Origin of the sequence: Burkholderia alba (assembly GCF_034721475.1) — a bacterium.
Classification (GTDB): Bacteria; Pseudomonadota; Gammaproteobacteria; order Burkholderiales; family Burkholderiaceae; genus Burkholderia; species Burkholderia alba.
The window spans coordinates 1-14754 of record NZ_JAWJWL010000057.1; the positions used below are offsets into that span (position 1 = coordinate 1).

The following is a 14754-nucleotide window of genomic DNA, read 5'->3' on the forward strand; positions in this document are numbered from 1 at the left end:
TGTCTGAACCTTCGCCTCCAGACTAGGAAAGCCGCACCGCATATCGGTCACGCCTGCCGCGATCCACATCCACATTCGCGACGGCAGGGAACGCATCGAAACAGAATTCCTCGACAACAACACCTCACCCACCACCTCAAAGCGCGTTACCAACGCACGAGAAATAAACTCATAACCCGCCAATAATTAACAATTAATTTAACATTACATCATTGAAATAATAAACGGATAATCAAGGCACCAGGCTTTTAAAAAATCCAACTCCTGTCAACCTTGACAGCCTCGATTTAAATAAAACATGTTACGGTTTGTCGTACACATCATCAAAATTAATGAACATATGAAACAATATCAATCATGCCATTAGCCGCTCACGTTGCTATCACGCGATCTTTTGCATGTTATTTTTCGAATATAAACGAAGATAACAAGAAAGACATCCCTTCAGAAGAGTTCATCACCGTGATCAGTGCTTATCTTGGGAAACAACTCGAGCGATATGTCGCGCAATTGGTCGCGACTGGCCGGTATGGTTCAAAAAGCGAGGTCCTGCGCGAAGGCGTGCGCTTAGTTCATGAGCGTGAGGTACAACGTTCGACGTCGGATGTCGCTACGCAGTCCGGCTTGTGCGACGCCAACGCCGGGCGCGGCGATTCCGCCGAGGCCTCGTCCGACCAATCACAAGCCAACGACTCCGAACGATAAAGGCTCATATGTTTGTGCGAGCTTCTCCGTACCCGGCGCTAACTCCCGTCTGCCGTGCGGCCGGTCACGCCGTTCCCGATGAGTCTCGCTGACCCGGGCGGTTGTCGAGAGCGTAGCGTACGCGCAGCCGGGAATGTACTTTTCCTCGCGTCTGATGACGCCCGAAAATCGTAGCGGTTGGACTAGATTTCATCAATCAACGTTAAACAAGTGAGAGGTATTGTCATGTCATCAACAAAATTCCGAGTGATGTCAGCCAGAAAGTCCTCTTCGATCATTGCCAAATCACCGGTGATACGTCACATCAAGGCATCTGATCATTACCATCCGCTGCGTTTCTCTCAGAAAATAGTCGATAATCACATTCTGAAAATCCAATTGATCGGCGAGGCCGTGCTGCTGGCGATCAAACGCGGCGAATTCGACGAATCCGTTTTTCGGTACATACTTGACAGTGGATTAACGCGCCCCGTCGATCGCGCACTGTTTGATTTGGACTGAGGTCGATAGGGCCCTGAATGACAGGTTGACTTCATCTCGATTGATTCATAGCCGAATACAGTCGTTACCGATCCCGACTGCCGAGAATGCTCATGTTTAAATCCTGATGATTGACAATGATTTTTATGCCGCGGCCATCACGCATGGCCTACCCATGATCAGCATCGGGGAATTCTTCATCAATCAGGTAATTGGGCGCGATGCTGTTCAAAGCGTTTCGTTTCGCGGCCGCAGTTTCCTATTGACGCGCGGTGACTGCGAAAGAGAGAGAGCCGTGGCGCTCCACACTCATCATCGTGGTGTATCCAGGGATCAGTCATTGACGAAACACTATCCGCAATGGCCAACGTCGACTCCGGTTGAATTCGACGATTTAGCAGCAGACATCAAACTCGAGCTAGGCACGGACTGCTCACGGTGACTGACAATAGCGCCTTTGCACGGCAGCGCATCGACTCGCTGGCCCGCATAAGCTCATCCACCTTGTTGGCACTAGCCAGCGATACACGCCCATCTCCGGCCCACACCAATCTGTGGTTCGGCTGTCGATGTCTGCTTGTGAACCCCGTCGAGATTGAATCACCCTACTGGCGTTCCACCTGGCTCCTCTTCGTTTCGTGGCTCACCACGCGCCACGCTCGAAAATGAGTTCTTCGATGTCATGCAAGCTGAGCTGGAAGCGGAAATATCAACGCACGGCCTGACTGATGATGGCTGCTGGAAATCGATGTCCACGATAGAGCGATTGCTTTTCCATTTCGACATCCTACGCTACCGAACACCCGCTCAACGTGACAATGCCCTTCATCGCGCTCTGCCTTTCCTCGGGGCACCAATGCCCAGCCAGTTGGCAGCACCGGTACAGGACATTAGTGCAGCGTCTCGGGAGCCAAAGAGTTACGCGGCTGCAAGAGCCCGGCCAGCCAACAATTGTTCGGCGCAGGTTTGTCGGCAAAGCGATCATAGAGCCACGGCAGCATCCCGGCCACCCACGTGACGGCGGTAGCGGCATGCTCGAGTGGCACTTCGTTGTACACGACGGGTGTGCCGCTATCGCAGAATTTCTTCACCAGTGTTCGGGTGTCGCCCGCCAGCATGACGCCATCGCCAATCTGGCTAAGGCTGAAGGTGCCGTTGAAAATGCCCGCGGTTCCCTGGCTGATGTACATCGGGATCGTCGGTGATCCGGCCAGCCCCGCATTCACTTTGTTCACATACGTCACGTACGCCGGAATGCTGTTGATGTCCTTCGCGTACTGTGGCTTCAGAAGTGTCGTCCAGTCCAAACCCAGATACTTCGGCAAGATGTAAGCGAGCGACTGGTTCTGAATGTCGCTGAATACGGCGATCCCTGTGCTGTTGAGGTAGGGAGTCAAATCGATGTTGTAGGCTTTCGCCAGTCCGGCGAGCGCCGCAGGCGCAACCCCGCCCCAGACAATGCTGCGATTGACGTAGGTAGCGTTATGCGCAAGATCGACCAGCACCCCTCCCTCGGCCGCGCCGACCAGCTGTTTGTTCACGTCAGGTGCGTAGGTCGGCGCGAGCTGTGCTGCCCAATTCGTCGCAATCGCGCCACCGGAGTAGCCGATCAACGCAACCTTGCTGGTGGGCGTCAGGCCGGTGGACGGCGTATTGAGCACGGCTCGAACCGAATCGAGGGTCGTCATCCCGTACTCGGGACCCGCGGCGAAGTCCGCAGTCTGGCCCTCGGTGTCCGGCACGATGATGTTGTAGCCCAGCAGCAGCAGAGCCGACAGCGGAACCGATTCGGCGCTGTATATGAAACTGCCGAAATTGATGACCTTGCTGATATCCCGGTCCCCGGCAATGACGCGCGAGGGCGAGTCGTAGGGATTCAATGAGTCGTAGGCCGATTGGTAGGAGATCGCCTGGCCGTTGCTGGCCGGGCTCTTGATGACAGAGGTCACATTGGCCACAGGTTCTTCTCGTGCATTGTTGGTGCGATACAGCAATTGCTGAGCAGTCACCGGGGTTGGGATGCCGGCGATGTGATAAACAACGTCCCGGGTCTTGAGTACCGTGCCCAGCGGGATCGACGACAGTGGCGCACTGCCGGTATAGGTGAAGAACGGATCCGGCGCGGGCGCGGCTTCAGCGGTGGGGGCAGCGGCCAGTATGCTCGATGCAGCGGCCGCGAGAGCCGCAAGTAGGCGGAGTTTCGAAATCATTGAGATCCCTGCAGGAAGAAGTGAGCAATCGTTTTATCGCTTGCCTCGATACGTCTCGAATGCTGATGGTATGAACGTGCTCAAAGGTGATGTGCGGGTCAGTCCACGCAAAAAGAGCAGAACCCGTCAAGGTCAGCTGACTTTGACAGTCTCGCCATCCCTTCGCTTGTCTCGCTAATGATTTGATTTGATCGCAAACTCCCTCCTCGTTGGCTTGTAATTCGTCTCTCTCGTGCTTCTTTGATTTAGATAGACATGCTACGAAATCAGTAGAGCACAGCGGCCTGAGGGTTTCTAGCGTTTGGAGGGAAACGTCGGATTTTATGTGTGAGCCAACGAACAAACGCTGACGGTGGACAGATCTGACCGGTACTGTCAGCTTGTTCGGCGGCCGGACAGCAAGGACGAGTGAGGCGGAGATCGATCGGCTTACACCGGCATCCTAAACAACTTGACAGTACCCATCCCGCCTCAAAAAAGGGGCCGTCATATCGGACGTCACATGCGCTATGTGGCCTCCTGCTACGGGAAATCCCTCTTCAAAAACCTGTCGCCGGATCAACCGAATCCCGCTACTATTGGTTGGACCATTGGTCCAATTTCGGTGCCAGCCTGACGTTGCGGATCCCGAGCATCAGCCGCTGCAAACGCTGGCGCTCAGGATCTGGTAAGCCACTACTTCAGGCTGCACCCGCAGGGAGGCGGGACGGACCGGAGACCTATCGCAACCTCCGCTGGCCCAAGACCACAACGTTCAGACTGGTCGTTCGTATAACTGGGAGATTGAAGATGAATCGTTGCACCCGAAATTTACTTGTCGCCATTGCTTGCGCAACTGCATTTGGTGCGCATGCCCAGGTATCTCAGAGCGGCCCCAATCCTGTCGCGCTCACGAGCGGTGCCCCGTCCGATGTCACCCAGGTACTGATGGGAATGGCGGCTGCGCGGGCGTCGGATATGTCCGTGAATACGCCAGACCCCAGAAAAAACTTCTGGATCCAGAACTTCCTGACGAGCGCTGATTATCTTTCGTGGACAGTCAATTCGCCGGCCGCCGCGACCTATCACGTGTTCGCGCTGCTCAATGCGAACGCTGGACAAGGATTCACCATCACCGACGACAAGAACGCCGCGAAGGCCGGCTTCAGCGCTTCCGGCTACTGGGACCGAATTTCCGTCGGTACGCTGACGCTGCCGGCGGGAACCAGCACGATCAAACTGCAGCGCAGCGGCACGCTGACAGGCGACGCCCAGGTGAAATCGCTGGAGCTCATCAGCGACGCCGACTACACCGCCTATCTCGGCCGGGTCGCGAAAGCACGCGGCAATACCTCCTGGCTCGCCGGCGCGAAATACGGGCTGTTCTTCCAATACGGGTCTTGGGGCTTTCCCAACAACGTCGGGCTGGCGAAATCACTGAATCAGCAGGCCGCCGACTTCGACGTCCCATCCTTCGTTCAAATGGTGAAGGACACGGGCGCCCAGTACGTGATCTGGTCGTTCAGCTGGTGGAATTTCAAGCCGGACATGACCAACACCCCACTCAGCAATCTGATGGGCAGCGGCTACACGTCGCAGCGGAACCTCATTGCCGAGATCGCTGCGGCGCTAAAGCAAAACGGCATCCGGTTCGCGCTCTATTACCACGCCGGCTACGAGGATTCGGGTTGGTGGTCCAAGCAGAACTTTCCATCTACTTACCCTTCGACCGGCACGGGTGATCGTTCCACGTTCTTCGACAACTGGAAGTCCGTGGTAACCGACATCGGTAATACGCTGGGCACTAATCTCGATGCTTTCTTCTTTGATGACGGCGCGGTGTTCTACTACCCGGCGCCATTCGAAGCGCTGGAGAATGCCGCTCGGTCCGGCAATGCCGCCCGGTTGATTTCGTGGAACTCCTGGGTCATGCCGCGAGTGACCGATTTCCAGGATGTGTATTTCGGCGAGCAGTCGGATGGAAGCGCGACCATCGGCAGCGCGCCCGTGGGCGGCAACGGAATCTTCGTGTCGGGTCCTCAAGCCGGTTTGCTCCAGCACGGCATGATGACCATGGAATCCGACAACCAATGGGGAATACATCAGCAAAACCAGAAGATCGGCGCCACCGCCATCTCGTCCGCGCAGGCCGCTTCGCTGGTGAAGTCCGCGTCGGCCAGAAACGTACCGCTGTCGTTCAATCTGGAAATGTACGAGGATGGCAGCACCAGCGACAGCACGCTGGCCGCGTTGTACGGCCTTCGCAACACAGTCTACGGCACGGCCATGCAGGCGCCGACGTGGACGATGTACAACGACAACTGGTCGTCGATCGCCTACTCGGGAAGCTGGCGGGTCGCATCGAACCGCGGTGCGGGCGACTACAACAACGACGTGCATTACACCACGGTCAACGGCGATTCGCTGACGGTGACCTTCACCGGAACCGGCATCATCCTGACCGGGCCGATGTCGCCGAGCGACGGACAAGCCTCCGTGACGCTGGATGGCGCGCACCCCTCGACGATCAACGCCGTTTTCGGCGGCAAGTACACGCCGCAGCAACACTTGATCGAGTATTCACACCTGAGTTCGGGAACTCATACGCTGAAGATCACCAAGACGGGCGGCACCTACCTGCAGATCGACGCGGTTTCCATTGCGAACTAGGAGGTTCGTTCGAATACGTCTATATGCGTCTACTCCGGAAATAGAAATCGAATCGCCATGCGATTCGATTTCTCGCGGCAACGATACTTAAGAGACGGTTTCAAAAAGGCGGCTCGGCGCGCCGGAGGGTATTCCAGCAGATCAGGCAACAACCGAGTTTGAGGAATGCGCCGTGCATGTCAGCGCGACGCTCGAAACGAATACAGAGGCGGCGGAAGGGCATTGTTACGCTGGCGCTGGCAGGCTGCGAAAGACGGATCTTGGGTCATGCCGGTGAAAAGTCGCCAGGTTTCGAACCGCGTCGCGAGCTGCTTGCGATAGAGCGACGCGCGTAGCACATGACGTTTGAGCGCGAAGTGTTGCCGAATGGGGCCGACGCACGACAAGAATACCTGCGTGCGCTGCGGATCTCGAAACCCGCGCATGCGACGCTCGCGTTCGCGGGTAGGCTGATGACTGTTCTCGGCGCGGTTGTTCACGCGCGCTGCGGCTTTGACAAATACAGGCTTCACATTCGCGAGCTCCGGAATGTCGGCCTTGGCCGCCGGATGGCTGCGTAGCTGATCGGTGACGATCATGCGCGGTGCCGGGCAGGTGCGCAGCACTCGCTGGAAGAAACGTTTGGCGGCGATTTTGTCGCGCCGCCTCTGCAGCAGCACGTCGAGTTCGTCGATGGCACGCCAAAGCAGATAGGGCTCGCCGCGCAGCGACACCCCCATCTCGTCGAGATGCCAGGTACCGCCCGGCTTGCCTCGGGCGGCCTTGACGAGATGGGCGAACCCCGCACCGAACTTGTCGCACCAGCGTGTGGATCGTCTCATGGCTGACGATCACGCCACGCTCGAACAACAACTCCTAGATATCACGCAGGCTCAGCTGGAAGCGGAAATACCCACGCACGGCCTGAATGATGATGGCTGCTGGAAATCGATGTCCACGATAGAGCGATGTCGTCTTCATCCCGTCATCCTACGCTAACGTGACAGTGCCGCCTCGCTCGGTGACTTGCTTGACTGCTTCGATCTTGAACTCATCGGTGTACCGTGTGCTGCTCATACTGACCTCCTCGGTTGCCATAAATTATGGCTCGAAGATGTCTACGAAAGGCTGGCCGGTCCAATTTCATCTAACGGCAATAGTAGAATCTCGATCGTGAGAATGCGGCGATCACGCACTTCGTTTGCAATGAAACGGTACTTATCGTGCACTATGCTCTGGCCAGGTGCAGGTAACTCGCCGAGCTGCGCCAGCATGAAGCCCGCAAGGGTGGTGTATTCCGCTCCCGATACGGGCCCGAGCGCAACGCCGAGCAACTGTTCGACATGTCGCAGGTCGGTGGTGCCTTCCGCACGCCAACGGCCCAATCCGATTGGCTGGATCGCGGGCAGTTCGTCTTCGTCGGGGAACTCGCCGGCGATGGCTTCCAGGACGTCCACCGGCGTCACCACGCCTTGCAGCACACCATATTCGTCGGTGACGAGGGCGAGTTGTCCTCTTGCATGCCGCAGCGTATCCATCAGCTTCAGGATGCCGGTGGTGTCGAGCACGACGAGTGGCTGGCGCAGGCTCCGCGCGCGGTCGATCTGGCCGGCGGTCGACAGATCTAGCAGCAGGTCCTTGGCTCGCGCGACACCGATGACGTTGTCGAGTTGCCCATCGCAGACCGGAAAGAGGCCATGTGGCGTTTCCATGACAATGCGGCGGATCGTCGTAGCGTCGGCCGTCAGATCGATCCAGGAGATGTCCGTGCGCGGTGTCATGATCGAGCGGGCCGTGCGGTCCCCCAGGCCCAGCACGCCGCTGATCATTTCCCGCTCCTCGCTCGCGAAGGCCTGCGTGGCGACGACGTCGGGTGTCTCGCCGTCCGCGTTGGCATCCCGGCCGGATCGGCCGACTCCGATCAGCGCCAGAATGGCCTCCGCGGTGCGCTCGCGCATCGGCCGCCTGGCTTCATGCTTCAGCTGGTTGCGGCGGGCGAACTGGTTGAACGCCTCGATCACGATCGAGAATCCGATTGCGGCGTACAGATAACCCTTGGGAATATGGAAACCCAGCCCTTCCGCCACCAAGCTCAGGCCGATCATCAACAGGAAGCTGAGGCACAGCACGACCACGGTAGGGCGTGCGTTGACGAAACGGGTGAGCGGCTTCGACGCGAGCAGCATCACGCCCATGGAGATGATCACGGCGGCCATCATCACGCCCAGTTCCTCGACCATACCCACCGCGGTAATCACGGCGTCGAGCGAAAACACGGCGTCGAGGATGATGATCTGGACCACGACGAGCCAGAATCCCGCATAGGCTTTCTTGCCCACAGCCGAATGCGGCATGCCTTCGAGCCGTTCGTGCAGCTCGACGGTCGCCTTGAAGAGCAGGAACACGCCGCCCAGTAACAGGATGAGGTCGCGCCCGGAGAACGCGAGCGACCCGATCGAAAACAGCGGCGACGTGAGCGTGATCAGCCATGACATGACCGACAACAACCCGAGGCGCATCAGCAACGCGAGCGACAGACCGATGATGCGTGCCTTGTCGCGCTGCGCGGGCGGCAACTTGTCCGCGAGAATCGCGATGAAGATCAGGTTGTCGATGCCCAATACGATTTCGAGAACGATCAGGGTTACCAGACCTACCCAGATCGTCGGGTCCATCAGCCATTCCATGGTGCTGTTCCAGTAGATGAAGTAATACTTGTATGTATTGTGGCACTGCCGAACAAATCGAAAAAATACGGCTCGTCGTTGCTACCGCTGTGTCTTCGAGTGAGATGCGTAAGGTGTCATGGTCCCGGCTTGACGAGTTCCCGTCCCCTTCAATTGGCATTATCACGTTGGCGATGGCGGGATAAACCGGTGATGTTCAGCCGGTTGCTCAGGCGGCGAAAGACGGATCTTGGGTCATGCCGGCGAGAAGTCGCCAGGTTTCGAAGCGCGTCGCGAGCTGCTTGCGATAGCGCGACGCGCGTAGCACATGACGATTGAGCGCGAAGTGTTGCCGAATGGGGCCGAAGCACGACAAGAATACCTGCTTGCGCTGCGGATTTCGAAAGCCGCGCATGCGACGCTCGCGTTCGCGCGTGGGCTGATGGCTGTTCTCGGCACGATTGTTCACGCGGCCGCAGCCTTGACGAAGACATGCTTGACGTTCGCGAGCGCCGGTATTTCTGCTTTTGCCGCAGGATAACTGCGCAGTTGATCGGTGACGATTTTCTTCGGCACCTCGGCACTGGCTGACAGTACCCGTTTGAAGAAACGCTTCGCCGCAGTCTTATCGCGTCGCTTTTGCAACAGGATGCCGAGTTCAATGCCGTGCTGATCGACCGCACGCCAGAGAACAAAGGGCTCGCCGCACAACGACACGAACATCTCGTCCAGATGCCATAGGCTACCCGGCTGGCGCCGGGCAGCCTTGACGTGATCGGCGAAGCTGGCGCCGAACTTCTCGGTCCATCGGCAAATGGATTCATGACTGACGATCACACCACGCTCGAACAGCAGTTCCTCGATGTCGCGCAGGCTGAGCTGGAAACGAAAATACCACCGGACCGCGTGGCTGATGACCGAGGCTGGAAACCGACGACCATGGTAGAGCGATTTCCTCTTTTCCATCTCTCCATCCTAACCGAACCAGGCGTCAACGTGACAAAGCCATAGGCCATCATTAGCGCTAAAACAGAAATTAACCTCTCCGCTTTTAGAACAAATATCTTCGATGTATGAATTGGGCATTGTCACGTTGGCGCTGGCGGGATAAAGCCCAATCTGACAATCCCAATTCACGTTAACGATATTTAACTTTTATTTGGTTTACATGAAATATTATTCATCAGTCTAGCTGAGCGACTTGGTTGGGACCGCCATTTGACAATCTAACTTTTATTTGATTGTAATTTTTTGGATACTGGGGTCGGAGAAATGAATAAGATATATAAAACCATATTTAATAGATCCACCGGCTCTTGGATGGCGGTTTCCGAGGACGTTTCATGCAAAGGGAGAATTTCGTCTTCAAGTAAAAATATTATCACTCCAATTTCAATCAATGCAAATCCATGTAAAACCATTTCATCAATATTTTATTTTCGCCAAACATGCATTGCGTCAATTTTTTCGCTTTATGCGGCATTGGCGCTACAGCCCAATGTAGCTTACCCGTCTATGGTATGTACAAGTGATTCGAATGGAACCGCACAATTTTACTATAACCCATCTGGTTTTTTAGGTATTGGTGTTGGACCTGCTATTGTCACAGGTTGCGGAGATGCAAGTAATTTTGGATTAAGTGGAACAAGTGGGACGTATGTACTTCTTTCTTCGGGGAATACAAAAAATAATTCTTCCGCAGTTGTCGTTACTAGCAATAGCGTGAAATTTATTCTTCCTAACGGGACAGGATCACAAAATACACTAAGCGCCACAGCCTCTGGATCGAACGTCCTAATTTCAGGTTTGGCACCTGGCGTCAATGCAACTGACGCAGTTAACGTATCTCAATTAAATTCATTATCAACGAGTGTATCAACTGGGCTGTCGTCGACTATGAGCTCAGTTCTATCACTTTCAACATCAACAGGACTGTCGTCTGCCAATAGTTCCATCGCCTCGTTGTCCACGTCGACCTCGACCGGCATCACCTCGCTGTCCACCGGCCTGAGCACCACGAACAGCACCGTCACCTCGCTGTCGACCTCAACATCGACAGGTCTTTCGAGCGCGAACAGCTCGATTACTTCTTTGTCGACTTCAACTTCGACGGGTCTGAGCACGACCAATAGCTCGGTGACTTCGTTGTCGTCGTCCACCTCAACCGGACTGTCGACAGCCACGAGTTCGATTACGTCTTTGTCTACCTCGACATCGACAGGACTGTCGAGCGCGAACAGTTCGATTACTTCTTTGTCAACGTCAACCTCGACGGGTCTGAGCACGACCAATAGCTCGGTGACTTCGTTGTCGTCGTCCACCTCAACCGGACTGTCGACAGCCACGAGTTCGATTACGTCTTTGTCTACCTCGACATCGACAGGACTGTCGAGCGCGAACAGTTCGATTACTTCTTTGTCAACGTCAACCTCGACGGGTCTGAGCACGGCGACGAGCGGAATCACGTCGCTGTCGACAGGGCTGAGCACGACCAACAGCACGGTGACGTCGTTGTCGACTTCCACGTCGACCGGGTTGTCGACTGCCACGAGTTCGATCACGTCGTTGTCCACGTCGACATCGACGGGGCTGAGCACAACCAACAGCACGGTGACATCGCTGTCGTCGTCCACGTCGACCGGGTTGTCGACCGCCACGAGTTCGATCACGTCGTTGTCCACGTCGACATCGACGGGCCTGAGCACGACCAATAGCACGGTGACGTCGTTGTCGTCGTCAACGTCGACCGGATTATCGACGGCGACGAGTTCGATCACGTCATTGTCCACGTCGAATTCGACGGGCCTGAGCACGGCGACAAGCGGAATCACGTCGCTGTCGACGGGGCTGAGCACGACTAATAGCACGGTCACATCACTGTCGTCGTCCACCTCAACCGGGCTGTCGACGGCGACGAGTTCGATTACGTCGTTGTCAACGTCGACTTCGACGGGACTGTCGAGTGCGAACAGTTCGATTACGTCGCTGTCGACAGGGCTGAGCACGACCAATAGCACGGTGACGTCGTTGTCGTCGTCAACGTCGACCGGATTATCGACGGCGACGAGTTCGATTACGTCGTTGTCAACGTCGACTTCGACGGGACTGTCGAGTGCGAACAGTTCGATTACTTCGCTGTCGACAGGGCTGAGCACGACCAATAGCTCGGTGACTTCGTTGTCGTCGTCCACCTCGACCGGATTGTCGACGGCGACGAGTTCAATTACGTCGTTGTCCACGTCGACTTCGACGGGCCTGAGCACGGCGACGAGCGGAATTACCTCGCTGTCGACGGGGCTGAGCACAACCAACAGCACGCTCACGTCACTGTCGTCGTCCACGTCGACGGGACTGTCTTCTGCGTCCAGTTCTGTTACGTAGTTGTCGACGTCAACCTCGACGGGCCTGAGCACGGCGACGAGCGGAATTACCTCGCTGTCGACGGGGCTGAGCACAACCAACAGCACGCTCACGTCACTGTCGTCGTCCACGTCGACGGGACTGTCGACAGCGACCAGTTCGATTACATCGTTGTCGACGTCAACCTCGACGGGCCTGAGCACGGCGACAAGCGGAATCACGTCGCTGTCGACGTCGACTTCAACGGGTCTGTCGAGCGCGAACAGCTCGATTACTTCTTTGTCGACATCGACCTCAACGGGGTTGAGCACGGCGACAAGCGGGATCACCTCGCTGTCGCCGGGGTTGAGCACGACCAATAGCACGATGACATCGGTGTCGTCGTCCACGTCGACGGGGCTGTCGACGGCGACGAGTTCGATTACTTCTTTGTCGACATCGACCTCAACGGGGTTGAGCACGGCGACAAGCGGGATCACCTCGCTGTCGACGGGGTTGAGCACGACCAATAGCACGATGACATCGCTGTCGTCGTCCACGTCGACGGGGCTGTCGACGGCGACGAGTTCGATTACTTCTTTGTCGACGTCGACCTCGACGGGTTTGAGCACGGCGACAAGCGGAATCACGTCGCTGTCGACCGGTCTGAGCACGACCAATAGCACGGTGACGTCGTTGTCGTCGTCCACGTCGACGGGGCTGTCGACGGCGACGAGTTCGATTACTTCTTTGTCGACGTCGACCTCGACGGGTTTGAGCACGGCGACAAGCGGAATCACGTCGCTGTCGACCGGTCTGAGCACGACCAATAGCACGGTGACGTCGTTGTCGTCGTCCACGTCGACGGGGCTGTCGACGGCGACCAGTTCGATCACGTCGTTGTCAACGTCGACTTCGACGGGTCTGAGCACGACCAACAGCACGGTGACTTCGCTGTCGTCGTCCACGTCGACGGGGCTGTCGACGGCGACGAGTTCGATTACATCGTTGTCGACGTCAACCTCGACCGGCCTGAGCACGACTAATAGCACGGTGACCTCGCTGTCGTCGTCCACCTCAACCGGGCTGTCGACGGCTACGAGTTCAATTACGTCGTTGTCCACGTCGACTTCGACGGGTCTGAGTACGACCAACAGTACGGCGACATCGCTGTCATCGTCCACGTCGACGGGGCTGTCGACGGCTACGAGTTCGATTACGTCTTTGTCCACGTCAACCTCGACGGGTCTGAGCACGGCGACAAGCGGAATCACGTCGCTATCGACAGGGCTGAGCACGACCAATAGCTCGGTGACTTCGTTGTCGTCGTCCACCTCGACGGGTCTGAGCACAGCGACGAGCGGAATTACCTCGCTGTCGACGGGGTTGAGCACGACTAATAGCACGGTCACATCACTGTCGTCGTCCACGTCGACGGGACTGTCAACAGCGACCAGTTCGATTACATCGTTGTCGACGTCAACCTCGACGGGCCTGAGCACGGCGACAAGCGGAATTACGTCGCTGTCGACGGATCTGAGCACGACTAATAGCACGGTGACCTCGTTGTCGTCGTCCACCTCCACCGGGCTGTCGACGGCGACGAGTTCAATTACGTCGTTGTCCACGTCGACTTCGACGGGTCTGAGCACGGCGACAAGCGGAATTACGTCGCTGTCGACGGGTCTGAGCACGACTAATAGCACGGTGACCTCGTTGTCGTCGTCCACCTCAACCGGGCTGTCGACGGCGACGAGTTCAATTACGTCGTTGTCCACGTCGACTTCGACGGGTCTGAGCACGGCGACGAGCGGAATCACCTCGCTGTCGACGGGGTTGAGTACGACGAATAGCACGGTGACATCGCTGTCGTCGTCCACGTCGACGGGGCTGTCGACTGCTACGAGCTCGATTACGTCGTTGTCAACGTCAACCTCGACGGGCCTGAGCACGGCGACGAGCGGAATTACCTCACTGTCGACAGGGCTGAGCACGACCAATAGCACGGTGACTTCGTTGTCGTCGTCCACCTCAACTGGGCTGTCGACGGCGACGAGTTCGATTACGTCGTTGTCAACGTCGACTTCGACGGGACTGTCGAGTGCGAACAGTTCGATTACCTCGCTGTCGACGTCGACCTCGACGGGTCTAAGCACGGCAACGAGCGGGATCACGTCGCTGTCGACAGGGCTGAGCACGACCAACAGCACGGTCACCTCGCTGTCGTCGTCCACCTCAACCGGGCTGTCGACGGCGACGAGCTCGGTTACGTCGTTGTCCACGTCGACCTCGACGGGCCTGAGCACGGCGACGAGTGGAATCACGTCGCTGTCGACAGGGCTGAGCACGACCAACAGCACGGTCACCTCGCTGTCGTCGTCCACCTCAACCGGGCTGTCGACGGCGACGAGCTCGGTTACGTCGTTGTCCACGTCGACCTCGACGGGCCTGAGCACGGCGACGAGTGGAATCACGTCGCTGTCGACAGGGCTGAGCACGACTAACAGCACGGTGACTTCGCTGTCGTCGTCCACCTCAACTGGGCTGTCGACGGCGACGAGTTCGATTACTTCTTTGTCGACGTCGACCTCAACCGGGTTGAGCACGGCGACAAGCGGAATCACGTCGCTGTCGACAGGGCTGAGCACGACCAACAGCACGGTGACGTCGCTGTCGTCGTCCACCTCGACCGGACTGTCGACGGCGACGAGTTCGATTACGTCGTT

At 57.1% G+C, this 14754-nt stretch carries 5 protein-coding genes and 7 pseudogenes; 5 read left to right on the plus strand and 7 right to left on the minus strand.

Going from position 1 to position 14754, the window contains the following annotated elements; translation table 11 throughout:
- Positions 1–357 precede the first annotated feature (357 nt).
- The gene (locus RZR99_RS30995; protein ID WP_323123560.1) at positions 358–705 is read left to right on the plus strand and encodes a type II toxin-antitoxin system ParD family antitoxin; all 348 of its coding nucleotides are present in this window, start codon (positions 358–360) and stop codon (positions 703–705) included.
- 225 nt (positions 706–930) lie between these two features.
- On the plus strand, positions 931–1206 hold the full coding sequence (locus tag RZR99_RS31000) for a hypothetical protein (protein WP_323123561.1): 276 nt from the start codon (positions 931–933) through the stop codon (positions 1204–1206).
- Positions 1207–1811: 605 nt separating this feature from the next.
- Here the strand turns inward: RZR99_RS31000 and RZR99_RS31005 are convergent.
- Both RZR99_RS31005 and RZR99_RS31010 read right to left on the minus strand, forming a co-directional pair.
- A pseudogene (locus RZR99_RS31005) lies at positions 1812–1963 on the minus strand (IS6 family transposase); the annotation flags it as partial.
- Positions 1964–2075: 112 nt separating this feature from the next.
- Positions 2076–3395 carry a lipase family protein gene (locus RZR99_RS31010; protein ID WP_323123562.1) on the minus strand — a complete coding sequence of 440 codons (1320 nt, stop codon included), beginning with the start codon at positions 3393–3395 and terminating at the stop codon, positions 2076–2078.
- 789 nt (positions 3396–4184) lie between these two features.
- Between RZR99_RS31010 and RZR99_RS31015 the strand changes: the two genes are divergently transcribed.
- Complete coding sequence (locus RZR99_RS31015) at positions 4185–6044, plus strand: alpha-L-fucosidase (RefSeq protein ID WP_323123563.1); 1860 nt, start codon at positions 4185–4187, stop codon at positions 6042–6044.
- Between the two features lie 100 nt (positions 6045–6144).
- On the opposite strand, the pseudogene RZR99_RS31020 reads toward RZR99_RS31015, so the two are convergent.
- The 5 genes and pseudogenes from RZR99_RS31020 to RZR99_RS31040 form a co-directional block, all read right to left on the minus strand.
- Positions 6145–6261: pseudogene (locus RZR99_RS31020) on the minus strand (IS5/IS1182 family transposase); the annotation flags it as partial.
- A gap of 28 nt (positions 6262–6289) precedes the next feature.
- Positions 6290–7004, minus strand: a pseudogene (locus tag RZR99_RS31025) (IS6 family transposase); the annotation flags it as partial.
- A 21-nt stretch (positions 7005–7025) separates the two neighbouring features.
- Positions 7026–7100: pseudogene (locus RZR99_RS31030) on the minus strand (transposase); the annotation flags it as partial.
- 41 nt (positions 7101–7141) lie between these two features.
- Positions 7142–8710, minus strand: coding sequence for a TerC family protein (locus tag RZR99_RS31035; RefSeq protein WP_323123564.1), 1569 nt, complete (start codon positions 8708–8710; stop codon positions 7142–7144).
- Between the two features lie 208 nt (positions 8711–8918).
- Positions 8919–9655, minus strand: a pseudogene (locus RZR99_RS31040) (IS6 family transposase).
- Positions 9656–9961: 306 nt separating this feature from the next.
- Here RZR99_RS31040 and RZR99_RS33470 point away from each other — a divergent pair.
- Positions 9962–10054: pseudogene (locus RZR99_RS33470) on the plus strand (ESPR domain-containing protein); the annotation flags it as partial.
- A 153-nt stretch (positions 10055–10207) separates the two neighbouring features.
- Positions 10208–14754 (plus strand): annotated as a pseudogene (locus RZR99_RS31045) (ESPR-type extended signal peptide-containing protein); the annotation flags it as partial.